Source organism: Desulfocapsa sulfexigens DSM 10523 (assembly GCF_000341395.1).
Lineage (GTDB): Bacteria > Desulfobacterota > Desulfobulbia > Desulfobulbales > Desulfocapsaceae > Desulfocapsa > Desulfocapsa sulfexigens.
This window is the reverse complement of sequence record NC_020304.1, coordinates 300,501-314,729: the sequence shown is the minus strand read 5'-3', so window position 1 is coordinate 314,729 and position 14,229 is coordinate 300,501. Positions and strand designations below refer to the sequence as shown.

At 48.3% G+C, this 14,229-nt stretch carries 12 protein-coding genes; 3 read left to right on the top strand and 9 right to left on the bottom strand.

What is annotated here, in order from left to right:
• Positions 1–48 precede the first annotated feature (48 nt).
• The 3 genes from UWK_RS01330 to UWK_RS18030 all read left to right on the top strand — a co-directional run bounded on the left by UWK_RS01330 (position 49) and on the right by UWK_RS18030 (position 5,071).
• The gene (locus tag UWK_RS01330) at positions 49–1,623 is read left to right on the top strand and encodes a DUF2868 domain-containing protein (RefSeq protein ID WP_015402547.1); all 1,575 of its coding nucleotides are present in this window, start codon (positions 49–51) and stop codon (positions 1,621–1,623) included.
• Positions 1,620–3,056 (top strand): GTPase/DUF3482 domain-containing protein, encoded by a 1,437-nt coding sequence (locus UWK_RS01325; protein ID WP_015402546.1) that lies wholly within the window; start codon positions 1,620–1,622, stop codon positions 3,054–3,056. Before UWK_RS01330 ends, UWK_RS01325 begins: the two co-directional genes overlap by 4 nt.
• A gap of 92 nt (positions 3,057–3,148) precedes the next feature.
• A complete protein-coding gene (locus tag UWK_RS18030; RefSeq protein WP_015402545.1) occupies positions 3,149–5,071 on the top strand; it encodes a DUF2207 domain-containing protein in 1,923 nt (640 codons plus the stop codon).
• 56 nt (positions 5,072–5,127) lie between these two features.
• Here UWK_RS18030 and UWK_RS01315 read toward each other — a convergent pair whose 3' ends face one another.
• From UWK_RS01315 to cpaB, 9 genes are all read right to left on the bottom strand, one after another.
• On the bottom strand, positions 5,128–5,466 hold the full coding sequence (locus tag UWK_RS01315; protein WP_015402544.1) for a PilZ domain-containing protein: 339 nt from the start codon (positions 5,464–5,466) through the stop codon (positions 5,128–5,130).
• A gap of 136 nt (positions 5,467–5,602) precedes the next feature.
• The gene (locus UWK_RS01310) at positions 5,603–6,292 is read right to left on the bottom strand and encodes a TadE family protein (protein WP_167320697.1); all 690 of its coding nucleotides are present in this window, start codon (positions 6,290–6,292) and stop codon (positions 5,603–5,605) included.
• A 55-nt stretch (positions 6,293–6,347) separates the two neighbouring features.
• Complete coding sequence (locus tag UWK_RS01305; protein WP_015402542.1) at positions 6,348–6,800, bottom strand: tetratricopeptide repeat protein; 453 nt, start codon at positions 6,798–6,800, stop codon at positions 6,348–6,350.
• On the bottom strand, positions 6,797–7,153 hold the full coding sequence (locus UWK_RS01300; protein WP_015402541.1) for a DUF192 domain-containing protein: 357 nt from the start codon (positions 7,151–7,153) through the stop codon (positions 6,797–6,799). The genes UWK_RS01305 and UWK_RS01300 overlap by 4 nt, the downstream gene beginning before the upstream one ends.
• Positions 7,150–8,034 carry a type II secretion system F family protein gene (locus UWK_RS01295; protein ID WP_015402540.1) on the bottom strand — a complete coding sequence of 295 codons (885 nt, stop codon included), beginning with the start codon at positions 8,032–8,034 and terminating at the stop codon, positions 7,150–7,152. Before UWK_RS01295 ends, UWK_RS01300 begins: the two co-directional genes overlap by 4 nt.
• Positions 8,034–8,885, bottom strand: coding sequence for a type II secretion system F family protein (locus UWK_RS01290; RefSeq protein WP_015402539.1), 852 nt, complete (start codon positions 8,883–8,885; stop codon positions 8,034–8,036). Before UWK_RS01290 ends, UWK_RS01295 begins: the two co-directional genes overlap by 1 nt.
• A gap of 8 nt (positions 8,886–8,893) precedes the next feature.
• Positions 8,894–10,618 carry an ATPase, T2SS/T4P/T4SS family gene (locus tag UWK_RS01285; RefSeq protein WP_015402538.1) on the bottom strand — a complete coding sequence of 575 codons (1,725 nt, stop codon included), beginning with the start codon at positions 10,616–10,618 and terminating at the stop codon, positions 8,894–8,896.
• Between the two features lie 33 nt (positions 10,619–10,651).
• On the bottom strand, positions 10,652–12,160 hold the full coding sequence (locus UWK_RS18025; RefSeq protein ID WP_015402537.1) for a type II and III secretion system protein family protein: 1,509 nt from the start codon (positions 12,158–12,160) through the stop codon (positions 10,652–10,654).
• Between the two features lie 52 nt (positions 12,161–12,212).
• Complete coding sequence (gene cpaB, locus UWK_RS01275) at positions 12,213–14,138, bottom strand: Flp pilus assembly protein CpaB (protein ID WP_015402536.1); 1,926 nt, start codon at positions 14,136–14,138, stop codon at positions 12,213–12,215.
• Positions 14,139–14,229 lie beyond the last annotated feature (91 nt).

Genomic DNA, 14,229 nt, shown 5'->3' with positions numbered 1-14,229 from the left:
TACAGAAAGAAAGAAACTCTTTTTTACCTGCAACTATTAACTGATGTTATGAATTCTTCGTGGCGCATCCCTGATTTTCTGGATCTCGAATATTTTTTCATTCAGGACAAACAACTGGAAGAAGAAGAGGGCGCAGCTGTGCTGCGTGACAGGGATCGGAATCTCTACCTCAATGTAATTGGCGGAGATGTGACGGATGCAGAGCCTGAGCGTGAATGGCTGATTTATCGATGGCTGCAGGAACGGAGACGTCTGGAAAATCAGGAACAGGGTGGGCAGGCTCTGCTGCCGGGAAGGATGTGGTATGAGCTGTATGGTCTGTTCTGGTCGCTGTTTTCCTTTCTGGCTTTGGCTTCGGGTGCCGGGCTTGCCTGGTCGTTTCTCAGCTATTCCGGGGAGCAACCGGTAAATGTGTCCCTCTTTTTTCTTGTCTTTGTCGGATTCCAGGTCTGTTTTCTGCTTCTGTTACTCTTTGTGTGGGGCTATCGCAGAGTACGCGGCTTTGATCTCCGTTCTTCATTATTGCTTTCCCTGGTGAGCAGGGGGCTTAACAGCTTTCTTTTCAAAATACGACGTTACGGCTTTGAGAATATGGCGGGGCACCGCAGATCTCAATTTGCAGGAGCTCTTGCTGCCGTCCGTACCCGTGGCAAGGGCTACGGAGCGCTGTTTTCCTGGCCTCTGTTTCTTCTTTTTCAACTCTTTGGGATTGCCTTTAATTTTGGAGTGCTTGGGGTGCTTCTGGTCAAGGTGGCAAGCTCGGATATGGCCTTTGGCTGGCAGTCCACCATTCAGGTTTCGTCTCAGTTTGTGGCACGTCTTGTCCACTGGCTTGCTCTGCCATGGTCCTGGCTGCTGGGGTCTGCAAGCTATCCCGGTGCTGCCCAGATTGAAGGAAGCAGGATGGTGTTAAAGGATGGCTTCTATCATTTGATAAGCACTGATCTTGTTTCCTGGTGGCCCTTTCTCTGTCTGGCGATCTGCTGTTACTGCCTACTGCCCCGGATAGCTCTTTTTATGCTTGGTACCTTTGGGCGTAAGCGTGCTCTGAAAAGAGTTTCATTACAGCGACCGGATCATAATCAGCTCCTCCATCGCCTTCTCTCCCCTCGGCTTGAAACTCGTCCGCAGGTGCAGGGTGTCTCCAGTGACCCTCTTCCGAAAACCATGCAGAGAGAGGAGGAAGAACCCCGGACTGTAAATGGAGAACTCCTGGCTCTTGTCCCGGATGAACTCTTTGATGACTGTGATACGGCCGGAATGAAACAGCTCTGCCAGGAGGTGTTCGGATATGGCGTTGCTGGAATGCTGCGGATTGATGATGAATATGGTGACAGCAGCCCGATCTTTTCACAATTGCGACCTGAATCGGATGGAGGTTGTTTCCCCCTGCTGATTCTGCAGGAGGCCTGGCAGCCGCCCATTCAGGAAATGCTGCATTTTCTCCGGGAGCTTCGTCTCCACTGTGGCAAAGAAACGGTCATCATTGTGGGACTCATTGGAAAACCGGATCCGAGTACCATTTTTACCCCGGTAACGAAGATGGACCTTCAGGTCTGGCGTGAGAAAACTGCCATACTGCTGGACCCCTGTCTTCAGGTAAGCCCCCTGGTGAAGAGATGATAGAAGAGAGGAAAATTCCTGAATTTGCGGTGATCGGCCATCCGAACGAAGGCAAGTCCTCGGTATTGTCTACCCTTGCTGAAGATGATTCCGTACGTATCAGCCCAATGCCGGGGGAAACCAGACAATGTCAGATTTTTCCGGTCACTATTGATGGCAGGGAAATAATCAGATTCACCGATACCCCGGGTTTTCAAAATCCGCGAAGGACACTGCAATGGATGCAGGAATACCAGGGAAACGATGATACCCTGATAGCAGACTTTATTGCAGCTCACATTGGTGATCCCGATTTTAAGGATGATTGTGAACTTCTGCAGCCACTGTTGCGGGGGGCTGGGATTATCTTTGTTGTCGATGGCTCAAGGCCGCTTCGTAATATGGACAAAGCGGAGATGGAGATTCTGCGTCTCACCGGCTGTCCGCGCATGGCGATTATCAATTGCAAGGTTGAAGAGACGGGATGGCTGGGGAAGTGGCAGTTGGAATTCAGAAAACATTTTAACTCCATCCGGCTTTTTAACTCCTGCCGGGCCACCTACCAGGAACGTATTGCACTGCTGGAGAGCCTCAAGGGAATCGATCAGAATCTGCAGCCCATAGTTGATCAGGTGATAATTGCTTTTAAGAATGACTGGCAGCAGCGTAACACCCAGGTGGTGGAGCTGCTGCTTGGTCTTGTGGAAGAGGGGCTTACTTACCACCGCTCTATATCGTTACAGCCAGGAGATGACGAGGGGGCTTTGAAGAAAAAAATCCACGGACAGTATGAACATTTCCTTCGCCAGCAGGAGAAGAAGTGTCAGCAACAGATGCGGGATCTTTATAAACACAATATCTTCAACCTTGATCTGCCGCCTCACTCCATTCTTCAGGAGGATCTGTTCGCAGAAAAAACCTGGGAGTTTCTTGGGTTGAGTTCTTCACAGCTGATCATGGCAGGAGCATTGGGTGGTGCTGCCGTTGGTGCCGGTATTGATGTGGCTGCTGCCGGACTTTCCTTTGGGATTTTTTCAACCATTGGCGGGATTGTGGGGGCTGCGGGGACAGCACTGAAGGGACGAGAATTGTTGTCAGGCACACGCCTTCTGGGGATGCGTCTTGATGCGCAGCAGCTGACGGTTGGGCCGGTAAAAAATATCCAGCTTCTTTTTGTGCTGCTTGATCGACAGTTTCTCTTCTACAGCCATATCATAAACTGGGCTCATGGACGGAGAGATTACCAAACCTCGTCCTCCGATGATGCTATGCTTCCTGCAAAAGTGGGCTACAGTGCCGATTGGAACAGAGAGGAGCGTAAGGTCTGCAATCGTTTTTTTGAAATAGTGCAAAAAAACGAACACTCGGAACAGGATGCTGAGATTCGTGTGGATATGGCTACTCTGCTCAGGAGAACGTTGGAGAAAATATCCCTTGTAAGAGAGGTTCCGTAAATTATTGTATATGGTTGTCTGTATTTCTGGAGAAAAAACAACCTGAAGTAAACTGTTAGAGGGAATCTAATGGAAGGCTATGGTGCTCAGATATGCTAATTGTGTTTCGTTTCCTCCTTTTCTGCGTCCTTCTGTGTCCTTTCGCTGCAGAGGCCCGCTCTCTCTTCTGGCAGGATATTGAAGTCAGGGCAACCCTGGATGGTGATGGACGTCTTCATATTCAAGAGCAGCAAACTATTGTGTTCTCGGGTGACTGGAATGGTGGCGAACGGATATTTCGTGTCTTTCCTGGTCAGAAGATGAAATTCGAGTCGATCAGCAGGCTTGATGCCAATGGTCGAAATATCCCGTTACAGCGTGGTAACCTCCAACTGGTAGATCACTGGGATCATAACGGGCAGACGGCAATCCGCTGGCGTTCGCGCCTTCCTTCCGATCCTGTTTTTAACAATACCTCCATCACCTATATTCTTCGTTACAGTCTGAGTCATCTATTGCTTCCAGAACAGGGCAACTATCTGCTGGATCATGATTTCTGTTTTCCGGATCGGTCAGGAATTGTTAAGAATTTTCGTTTGGAACTGACCTTTGACCCTGTATGGCAGCAATTACCGATTTCTCTGGTTCGTAATAACATAGCTCCCGGAGAGGGAGTTGTGCTGCGTCAGAAGCTAAGCTTTTCAGGAGAAAAAAAGCCTATGACCTACACAAAACAGGCCCCACTTCCTCAGGCAACTCCGGCCCTGCCACCGCCTCCAGCTGCTACCTGGATCCGTCTCTTGCTGTTACTCTTTTTGGTTGCCTGGATTGCAACAAAGATACGTGGTTTTTTTCAATGGGAAAGATCCCTAAATCGTTTTGCACCGCTCCCGTCAACATCCCTTGTGGATGAGCAGTGGCTTGAAAAAGAGCTCTTCGTCCATAAGGCGGAGGTAGTTGGGGCTACCTGGGATAAAACAACCTCTACTGCGGAAGTGGCAGCGGTTCTTTCCAGAATGGTACAGGAGGGGAAAATGGAGAGTTGGATGGAACCCTATCTCCTGCCTTTCTTCAATATTAGTATCCCCGGCATTCCTCCTGTTTTGTATCTGAAAATCCTGCAACCCAGGGAGTCGTTCTCCGGCTATGAATACAAACTGGTTAAAGGGCTGTTTGTGGACGAAAATTCGGACATAACAGACACCAAAACCATTCGTGAATATTATCGCAAAAAACGAAAGACATTTGATCCAGTGCTTAAAATACAGGACCCCCTGCAAAGGCAGATGAAAAAGCTTGTCGATGAAGGGAATTCTGTTCTTGGAATGATCTGGATACCTACGGTGCTGTTAGGTGTCGCTGGTTGCTTTCTTTTACTTGGGAATGCTTTTCTGCATCAGGCCGAATTTGTCCCGTTACAGGTTGGAGGTATGGCAGGACTACTTTTTTCATGGATTTTTGGTTGTGTCTGCGCCTACAGCTATCGTCATTCTGTTCTCTCGCTGAAGGTACGATTGGCTGCGATAATCTTTTCTCTCTGGTTTATTCTGATAGATTTTGCTGTGCTCTTATTCTTTCCGGCGTCCAGTCTGCTCCTCTTCGGACTGTTCTGCCTGGCATTGTCTTTCAGCAACAATATTATTAACCTCTCCAAATCCAGGGAAAGTAAAGAAGGGCTTGTTTTACGAAGAAATTTTGCCGCGGCCAGAAACTTTTTCAAACAGGAGTTGGCTCAGAAGAATCCCAGGATCAAAGACGACTGGTTCCCCTATCTCCTCGCCTTTGGCCTGGGGATGGACGTTGATTCATGGTTTCGAAAGTTTGGTGGCAGCGTAGGTCATCTCAGTTCAACGGGAATTGGCAGTGGTTCGTCGACATCGGGTTTTACCGGTGGTGGTGGGGCCTTTGGCGGTGGCGGAGCGAGTGGCTCATGGAGTATGGCGGTGGGCTCACTTACTGCAAGTGGTGGTGGATCCTCATCCGGTGGCAGTAGTGGTGGTGGCAGCTCAGGTGGTGGTGGCGGAGGTGGTTGGTAGACTTTTGTTTCCCGTATGAGCAGCTACCTCAACTCTTCGGAGATGCGGATTAGCTCCTAGGCTGTTTCCTGAAGGCGAACAGCGCACAGATAGTCCAGCATTGCCGGATCCAGTAATTCATTAAAACGTACTGCAAAACCGGTAGCTGTATCAAGAGCCCTTTCCACAATTCGAACCACCTTCCCATGTCCCCTGATCAGCTGCAGGCCGTACTCATCAAGAATTTCGAAGCTGATTGTTTCGTTCAGCCTTGGAAGATGCAGGGTGTGTACAAATGCTCCGCCTTTGCTGACATCCCGTAATGATACGGTATAGGCAATACCCGTGAGGGAAGTTTTGATTCGTAGGTTTCCATTGGCCGGATTTCTTTGATGTTTCCTCTGTTCCTTTGACATGGTCAGACTCCACTTGTCAGTTTGAGCGCGAGTGTTGCGGTATTTCTCCAGAACAAAAAAAGAGAGTGCTGTGTGAAAATACTATCACAACCATGAGTATAAGTACAAGTGGTTGTGACTGTTTAATGAGGCTGTTTTAATTTGGATAATATCCGGTGCTCTGAAGCAGTGGTGTCTGCATCCGCATGACTGCTGTGGCCGTCAGGGGGATTACCGGATCCTGATCTTTGTCCAGACAGACGGGATCGTCAGCCCATTTCCCTGAAAAACCGGGGGACTTTTTGTGGCAGATAAAGGTGTTGAAAATCAATTTATTCACAAAGGGGACGTAGAGTGGGTACCAGTAAGTCACACGGAGATGGAGGAGGTTCGCATCCTGTAATGATACCTGTTCCTTCCCCTTCGTTTTTGAGGAACGGTATCTGAGATTGTCATTGGGCAGTGTTGCGTCGGAGGCAAAACTGAGGAATGTTGTGTCAGAGGGATTGAGTCGTTCAATACGGATCAGTTTGCTTGAGGTGTCAAACTCTTTGTAAATCTTGTCGCGCGCCATCTGGAAGGCTTCAATCTGATCCCCGGCAGTGGCATTGGGATCCCGTTTTTTTCTCAGGTCCGGGTCTGATTCAAAGTAGCTGTAGAGCGGAGCCAGTCCCCTGGCAAATCCTTCCTTGACTTCATCGAATTTCCCCTGTCCCAGAGTTCCAGCACGTACAGCCTCAAAGGCCGCATAATTGAGAGTTATCTTGGCGTGGTATATAAGGGCAAATTGGATAGCCCCGAAAATAAGCAGCAGCATGACGGGCAGGATAATCAGAAATTCGGCCATACTCTGCCCCGAATTTGAGAGGAGTCTTGCCTGAAAACTGAAATCGGGCCTGTGTCTATTTGTCTTCTGGAGGTTCATTGCCATGTTCGAGTAGGAGAAACAGGCCTTCCCGCATGTTTTTCCCCTGTTTTCCGAGGGGGCTACCCGTGTCCGTGTAGGTTTGCATATCGACGAATGTTTTCAGTGCCGTCTGGGTCTGAACAAATCCCATATTATACCATGCCTTTACATGGGTGGGGTCGCGCAGTAGCGCGTTCTGATAGGCAGATATAGCCAGTTGCGGATTCTGCGATCTGGCATAGGCATTTCCGAGACGAAACCAGAATTCCACGTCTTCCGGGGCATTTTTTACCAGGATTTCAAATTTATCTGCGGCGCTGTCGTATTCCTTATTATCATAGGCCATATAGGCCTCTTCACGGATACGGGTCAGGTCTTTTGTGGCACAACTCGTAAGGATAAAAAACAGCAGGAAACTGAGACGGGAAATGCTCTTCAGTGTTATCATTGCAGTGGCTCCCAGAGGAGGGTATCTCCCGTCTGAAGACCTGATATGTCAGTTTGACCAGCCATGAGTTCAAGGACAGATGAGGCGTTTGCTGATCGTGAAAAACGTTGTGGCTTCATATTGAGATGGATGGCCAGAATACGATTGTCGTTGCTTAAAAAAATAACATCTATTGGGAACTTCATGAAAAAGGTGTGGATGGAGTTACATGGGCTGATGAGCATACCGTGTCCTTCTTCAAGTCCTGTGCATCCCAGCAATCCCCGGCCACGTTCAAAGAATGTTTCGGTCTTTCTGATATGGTAGAGAGATGTTTCAGGTGAAGAGTTGATGCTGATCTTTCCGGTAATCAAAAATAGCCTCCCTGAATAAACTTAATGGCAATGGGAAATGCCAGTACAATAAAGGTCGTTGGGAAGATAAAAATAACCAGTGGGCCGATAAGCTTGACCGGTGCTTCCATCGCTTTCTTTTCTGCCCGTTGAAAGCGTTCACTGCGGCGTTGCTCTGCCTGGATCCGCAGGACCCCAGCCATGCTTGATCCCATTTTTTCTGCCTGTACCACGGCGTTTACAAAACTGCTTATTTCATGGATGTCCAGTCGTTTGGCCATTCGCTTCAAGGCTCTGGTCCTCGGGATTCCGGAACGCATATCGCGGAGTACGATGCCAAATTCTATCACCAGCGGTCCTGCCGGACCCTTGGTTCTGGCCTGGGCGATGGCTCCTGAGAAATTCAGCCCGGCTTCCACTGCCATGGTGATAAAGTCCAGGTAGGCAGGCAGGGTGCGCAGGACAGCATCCACCTGCTTCTTACGAATGTCTCTGAGCCATATATCCGGATAAAAGAATCCAAGTGCGGGAAGAACAATGTAGAGGATAGGATTCCATTCCGCGAGGAGTGTTATCAGGATGTAGCCCGAAAGGAGTGCCACAGATGCCGCAATAATGCGAAGAGCAATAAACTCTTCAGCGATCATCATATGGCCGAGTCCATTGCGTTTCAGGCGTCCTTCGACACTTTTGAGGTAGGAAAATGGAATCCTGGAACAGCCGTAATAGGCAATAATACGAGCAAGAGGCCAGATGAAATCCAGGAGCGGGGGGAGAGGATCCATAAATTCACGATCCTCTTCGGGAACCAGTTTGCTTAGCTGCAGAACCCCCATAAGGGTGAAGAGGATTGATGCCGACACGCTCAAGCCCAGTATGATGTTATATAAATTTTCAGTCATTACACGTCAATTGCTGTGATTTTTCTGATGGCTATAAATCCGAGTACCTGCATGCATACAATCGTCGCCAGAACCATCCATCCTATTTTGGTGGTGAACATCTGGCCCATGGCAGCCGGTTCCAGTTTCATCAGGGCGACGATGAGAAAAAGAGGGAGGGTGGACATCACAATTCCCTGCAGTTTCCCCTGTGAGGTGAGACTGTCTATTTTCCCTTCCATGACAAGTTTTTTTCGAAGAGTTTCAGCAAGAGATTCCAGGGTTTCGGCAAGATCTCCACCAATTTCACTGGATATACGAATGGCTGACAGAGAAAGGGATAAATCCTCGAGAGGTACCCTGCGCTCCAGATTGTCAAATGCTTTGTCACGGTCGAGCCCAAGTTTTCGTTCACGGACATAGAGACCGAATTCCTGAGAGAGCGGAGGTGAACTTTCCTTAATAAGGCTATCGAGAGCAATGGGTAGGCTGGATCCAGACCTGATGGATCCGGCAACCATGACAAGGGCATCCGGCAACTGCTGTTCAAACTTCTTCAACCGCTTTTTGATCATCTCCTTGAGGATCAGGTAAGGTGAGAAGAGTATGACGAGAAATGTGAGTATGCCGAGTGAAATATCTCCCGAGAGGCTTCCAGCAATAATAGGGAAGATGAGGAGCGCCGCAATGTAATAATAAAAATAGTTAGAGATATCGATGAAGAGAAAAAGTTCGGAGAATTTGTTTGTTGTTAGTTCTTCGACAGTATCCTTGTAGTAGGTCAATTTGTCATACATCTTGAGAAAAAAGAGCCAGGCAAAAATTCCTGTAGAGACGGCCACAAGAGAGGCGATGATAATGTTTGCAATCATAGTCGTATTTACTCGAATATACTCATGTCAACAGTTATGCCCTGCTGCCGCAATACCTCGTAAAATTCCGGAACGCGTCCAGTGGCCTTGTATTCTCCTATAACGTTACCGTCCTTATCAAGTCCGTTTTGTTTGTAAATGAAAATGTTCTGCATCTGCACCACTCCGGTTTCCATACCGGTGATCTCCGTAATATGGGTGATCTTGCGTGTTCCATCAGAGAATCGTGACTGCTGTACAACAACATGGACCGCCGAGGCAATCTGCTCCCGGATAGCTTTTTCAGGAAGGTCCATTCCGGCCATCATCACCATCACTTCAAGGCGGGAGACAAGATCCCGCGGAGAGTTGGCGTGGACAGTTGTCAGGGAGCCGTCGTGCCCTGTATTCATGGCCTGAAGCATATCAAGGGTTTCTCCCCCTCGGCATTCCCCGACAATAATACGATCGGGGCGCATGCGGAGACAGTTTTTTACCAGATCCCGGATGATGATTGCCCCTTTGCCTTCCATATTTGCTGGTCTGGCTTCAAGAGATACCACATGTGGTTGACCAAGCTTTAACTCTGCAGAATCTTCCACCGTGATAATCCGTTCATCGTGGGGAATAAAATCTGAGAGAACATTGAGGAATGTGGTTTTGCCACTGCCGGTTCCCCCTGAAATAATAATATTCTTTCGATAGTGAACGGCTTTTTCTAGAAAATCTACCATTTTGTTGGAGATCGATCCAAATTGGACAAAATCATCAATGCTCAGTTTTTTTCTGGAAAATTTCCGAATGGTAAGGCAGGGACCTTTTATGGCAAGGGGCGGAATGATGGCATTAATTCTGGAGCCATCCTTCAGCCTGCCGTCGACCATGGGGGAACTTTCGTCAATTCGTCTCCCCAGGGGCGAAACAATACGTTCAATGACGGCAAGGACGGCATTATCACTGCTGAATGTTATGTTTGATTTGTGGAGTTTACCATGGGTTTCGTAGTAGATTGAGTCGTAACTGTTCACCATGATTTCGGTGATCGAATCTTCGGCGAGGAAATCTTCGAGAGGCCCGAGTCCTATGGCTTCATCGATGACCTCCTTGGCAAGTTTTGCACGGTCAACTTCGGGAGGCAGGCTCCTGGCCATTTTCCCTATTATGTCATTCACCAGCGACCTGACGGTTTCACTGAGTTCGTCATCGTTCATGGCCTGCACATCGGTACGGCGCAGGTCCATGGCGTTCATGAGTTTGTCATGGATGCGTTTGTGCCATATAAAACGACGGTCATCTCTGCCCGGTGCAGCCAGTCCATCTTCGGCCCCCTGTCGAACCCCAAATGTTCTGCGGAGCGAGTTTTTCGGTTCGGATGGTTCTTTCTCCGGTTTCTCCATCATTTCGTTTGCTGTGGTTTCAGGCTCACTAGCTGGTGGCTCGGTCTGTTGTGCTGAGGGTCGTTTTCCTGAGCTTACTGATATCCTGAATGTACCGATGGTGATAGTGTCTTTAGCCAGAAGCGGACCAAATGTCGTTATCGTTTCTCCGTTGACCCGCGTTCCGATGCCGGATGAAGTGTCGCTGACATAGATTCCATCCTCTCTTTCAATCAGTTGGGCGTGAATCCCGGCAATTCGCCAGCCACTGAGTTGGACCAGGTTTTTTCCGGAACGACCAATGCCGCACTCTGCTTTCGTGCATTGCAGGGTCTCAAGAGTGCTGCCCTTGTCGTCATGAATTATGATGTCAAACATTTTTTCAGAGTTTTCCTGACAATAAGAGTTGATTTAATCTACCAGTTCATGGCCTTTAACAATTTCATCAAACTGTTTCTGAATACGTGCCGCCTCGGTAAGCTTACCGGAGTTTACTGTTGACGAAGCGTCGTAAACATATGGTGTTACGAAGATGACAAGTTCTGTGAGCTGGTTTTGAAAGTCCTGGGAACGAAACAATGGGCCAAGGATGGGGGTGTCGCCCAGCCATTTCACTTTATTAAAGTCGTTATGGGCAACATTCTGAACAAGTCCCGCCATGACAAGAGTCTCACCAACCTTGAGGCTGACATCCGTTGATGTGTTACGGGTCAGGATACCCACGTAGTCTCCGAAGTTCTGGCCATGGTCAATATTGCTGATCTCCGTTTCAATATGGGCGAGAATGTTATCACGGTCGTCGACTAAAGGCTCAATATTCAGCATGATACCATATTTTTTATATTCGACGTTTACCTGGCCCATGCTGGAAGTTGTGGCGATTGGATATTCTCCGCCAGCATGAAATGTTGCCTTGCCACCGGATCGGGTGCTCAACTGCGGTTCTGCAAGGATAACACCGTCGCCATTCTGCAGAGAGAGGTTGATAACAGAGGTGACACCCGTGGCTATACCAAAGTAGCCTCTGGATGTTGTGAGGTCTGTGCCGCCAGGCTTGGTAAGAACCGATGAAGTACTATTGTCATTGAGGAGGGTTCCGCCGTTTCGTGATGACTCCACTCCAAAAACAAGTGAAGGTCCGGTGAGCCCGGTCATAAGGTTTCCCCAGTTGATTCCAAGCTTCTGGGTAACGCTCTTGCTGAGTTCCATGATTTTGACCTTCATGTAGATCATTTTCCCTGCTACAGCGGCATGTACTCTGGTCAGATTCATGATGTTCTGGTACTTTTGCTCGATAATGGCAATGAGGGGAGAAAACTCCTTACTTATTTCACCGGAGAGAACGGTGTAGCCGCCAATTTCCCGAACCGTCAGGTTTGGGATGTCTTTAAGTAACAGGGAAACTTCTGATTGAATGTCTCTGGCGGTGACCAGGTCGAGAACATCACCATAGCGCTTGAGAATACGGTCGAATTGAGACTTGTCTTTTTTATGAATCTTTCCCTTGATAACGGTTAGATCGCCGATTCGTATGGGCTTGATTCCCTGGAAAGTACTGAGAAGAGAGACGAGTTCCTCGTAGTCATCAAAGACTTTTTTTTCGTTGACCACGATGTCAAAGTCTTTTTCCTGACCATCCTTCAGCCAGAGGTGCATGGTGGTCGCTCCCACGGAATCAGCAAGGAGTACCAGCTGGCCCTGAGGGAGAATGGAGTTGCTTGCCACCGCAGGATTTCCTATAGCCACACGTTCTATCGCATCAATTTCCAGAACCTTTACTTCTCCAAGAAACATGGTTACGGCTTCGCGAGCACTGCTTTCCTGTGGAAAGCTGATGAAAAGGAAAAGAGTGCAGAGTAGCAGTGTTGGGAAAATGGGTCGTCTTCCAGGGGGAAGAGTGTGTGTGTCAGATGATGTCATCGTTTCTGTCCGTATATAAAAAAATTAGCGTGGAGATTGATAGTGCACAGTCCTACTCTTTTGTACTCTGAGAATTTTTATTCTCTATTTGTATGGTAAACGTTTTTGCCGGTCCATCACTCCTGCCACCAATGATGTATTCAACTTCATAGGGACTGAATGTGGAGAGGTTTTTTGGAGACCCCTTACGGATATTTTCGGCAAATGCAGGATCGATTTTTCCGGTAACTCCTGCGAGAACTACACCGTTGCTCTTTGCTGCTCTGGCTATTGCATCCTGAGTGAAAATTTCCTGTGGAGTGAGGAGAGAGCCGTCTTTATTGCGCAGTTTTCCGTCTTTATCCAGATGCACCCCGTGGAGGATCGTTCCGTCCTTGCTACGAACCGTTCCATCTTTATCAACGCTTACAAGGTCTTTTGCTGTATAGGTTTTGCCGTTGGCATCGGTTACGGTGCCGTTTTTGTTTTCCTTGAATCCCTCGGTGGCAGCAAGAATGTCGGCAGCACTCATCTCTTTTCCATCCGCATTGTAGAGCTTGCCGTCCTTGCCCATATGCACACCTTTCAGGATTGTACCATCCTTGGCGCGGACAATTCCGTCAGGTCCTACTGTGACAAGGTCCTCAGGGTTGGCCAGTTTGCCATCCGCGGTTCGCACATTTCCATCCTTGTCTACGGTCATGGCAGCCACAGGAGAGTCTGTCAGGCGAACGTTACCATCTTTCCCTACTCGTATGTGATCAGCCGTTACTATTCGGCCATTGCTGGTACGCACCTGGCCATCTTTACCCACGGTGAGTCCGGAAATAATATGGCCGTCGGGAGTAACGACATTGCCGTTCTTGTCTACAAGGAAGCCACCTTTGGTTGTTGTGTATCCGTTACTGCTGAGGACATTACCGTTTTTATCCACCAGTGTCCCATTTTTTCCTGGTATCAGGCTTGCAGTGTCAATCAGCTTTCCATTTTTGGTCCTGATGTGGCCATTGGCATCAACCATTAGATCTCTTCCGGAGAGCACAGTGCCGTTTTGTGTGACCAGCAGTCCATCCTTGTTTAGATGGACATTGGGGTCTTTGATAACAACACCATCCCGGGTGACAAGTTGTCCGTTCTGATTGCGATGGATACCGTCAAGGTTTCTATTGTGCTGCTTATTGACTGCGGATTCAAGCATTTCATCGGAGTGCGCAAGCAGATCTGCAAGGGTGACTTTGCTGAACAGTATTCCTCCGGTGTCGTTGCTGTTACGAAGGATGGAAATAAGCTCTCCCCGGGACTCTGCTATTGCAACAATAGCAGCTTCTTTGGGTGTTACTTCCAGGGTTAAGGTATTGTAGGCTCGACGACGGTCTTCTGAATCAAGATTTTTGAATTCATCCTCGTTGGGCCGTGCAGCAATTTTATCGGTGGCAAGAACGAGTACATCTTCAAGAACCGGAATAATCGCCTCTCGTGAACCCGATGAACTGTTGGAAAAAGATTTACCTGACATCCGGGTGAAGAGGTCAATGGAGTTTCCCGGTTTGATCATGCCGGAAATTGAGTTTACTTCATCCACCTGAATAGTAATGGCCCGGTGCCCACTCTGGATCGTTCCTGAGAAGTCCTTTGGGATTTTTAGATCAATATAATCCTGGGCGAGCATTTTTCCCTGTTGTAGGGGTTTTATTAAGATTGCACCCTGAATTGAGGCGAATTGATCTGGAGTGAAAATGTCGCTGTTAACGTAGGATCTGGGGACGTGGCGGACTGACATCGTGGAAGTATTGACAAGACTCCCAGTGGGGAGGTTCCTGCTGGCGACAATAACCTGAACCATTTCTTTCTGGGGCGGAGTAAGGCGTTTTTTCAGCCTTTGCTCAAGGATGTTGAGATAGAGCATTGTTCCCAGTCCGGCCAGCAATGCAAAAATCAATGCGGCCGTAAAGAGCTTCCATGTTTTGTTTTTTATTTTGTTCTGTTCCGTGTTTTCCATGGTCAGGCGATATTTCTTTTAAGGTGGATTGGAAAAAGGCTTTTTATTGATGTCGCATATATTTGACAGGATTACAAATGGTAGTTGCCGT

Bases quoted from the DNA above. Each gene is read 5' to 3' on its own strand.
- UWK_RS01330 (WP_015402547.1), top strand. From the start codon at position 49: ATGAATTCTTCGTGGCGCATCCCTGATTTTCTGGATCTCGAATATTTT.
- UWK_RS01325 (WP_015402546.1), top strand. From the start codon at position 1,620: ATGATAGAAGAGAGGAAAATTCCTGAATTTGCGGTGATCGGCCATCCG.
- UWK_RS18030 (WP_015402545.1), top strand. From the start codon at position 3,149: ATGCTAATTGTGTTTCGTTTCCTCCTTTTCTGCGTCCTTCTGTGTCCT.
- UWK_RS01315 (WP_015402544.1), bottom strand. From the start codon at position 5,466: ATGTCAAAGGAACAGAGGAAACATCAAAGAAATCCGGCCAATGGAAAC.
- UWK_RS01310 (WP_167320697.1), bottom strand. From the start codon at position 6,292: ATGGCCGAATTTCTGATTATCCTGCCCGTCATGCTGCTGCTTATTTTC.
- UWK_RS01305 (WP_015402542.1), bottom strand. From the start codon at position 6,800: ATGATAACACTGAAGAGCATTTCCCGTCTCAGTTTCCTGCTGTTTTTT.
- UWK_RS01295 (WP_015402540.1), bottom strand. From the start codon at position 8,034: ATGACTGAAAATTTATATAACATCATACTGGGCTTGAGCGTGTCGGCA.
- UWK_RS01290 (WP_015402539.1), bottom strand. From the start codon at position 8,885: ATGATTGCAAACATTATCATCGCCTCTCTTGTGGCCGTCTCTACAGGA.
- UWK_RS01285 (WP_015402538.1), bottom strand. From the start codon at position 10,618: ATGTTTGACATCATAATTCATGACGACAAGGGCAGCACTCTTGAGACC.
- UWK_RS18025 (WP_015402537.1), bottom strand. From the start codon at position 12,160: ATGACATCATCTGACACACACACTCTTCCCCCTGGAAGACGACCCATT.
- cpaB (WP_015402536.1), bottom strand. From the start codon at position 14,138: ATGGAAAACACGGAACAGAACAAAATAAAAAACAAAACATGGAAGCTC.